This window comes from Halobacteriovorax sp. DA5 (assembly GCF_002903145.1).
GTDB lineage: Bacteria > Bdellovibrionota > Bacteriovoracia > Bacteriovoracales > Bacteriovoracaceae > Halobacteriovorax_A.
In genome coordinates this window covers 1-482 of the sequence record NZ_PPDJ01000050.1, presented here as the reverse complement: position 1 = coordinate 482, position 482 = coordinate 1, and the positions used below count along the sequence as shown (strand labels likewise).

Sequence of the window (482 nt, the reverse complement as noted above, 5' to 3'; positions counted from 1 at the left end):
CGGCAACCTTACCATCTTACCAAGAGACGCCCTCAGCCTGAAACCCACCGGAGAAACCATGCAGTCTGCCGACGCTAAGCTCAGCCGAAGCTCCCTTCAGCTGGCCCTGAGGCGCTACAGCTCAGTGGTGCGTGATATGGAGCAGACCGTCCTGCTTCCCAGTCTCCTGAGGGATGTGCCGTATGACGAGGCTGCAGACTGCGAGGCCGCCGACAACAACATGGACCTGTACGAGTACTACCTTATGCTGAAAGCAATCAAGAACACGGTGGAGAGCGGCCTCATCCCCCATGACGACGCCAAGGCCAAGAATCAAGCCGCCCTGCACAAAGGCCTGGAGCCCCTGCTGGAGGCCCAACCTGAGGCGCTTTTCCACTTCCATCTGGGAGGCCTGTTCACAGTCATGGCTACGCTCGCAAAGAAGTCCCAGAACTTGACTGAGAAATACTTGGACATCATTGGGGTCAGCCATTAGGATCCAG

At 57.5% G+C, this 482-nt stretch carries 1 protein-coding gene; it reads left to right on the top strand.

Annotation, left to right across the window (positions count from 1 at the left end):
- On the top strand, positions 1-475 hold a 475-nt coding region (locus C0Z22_RS15840), incomplete at its 5' end, for a hypothetical protein (protein WP_146037935.1).
- Positions 476-482 lie beyond the last annotated feature (7 nt).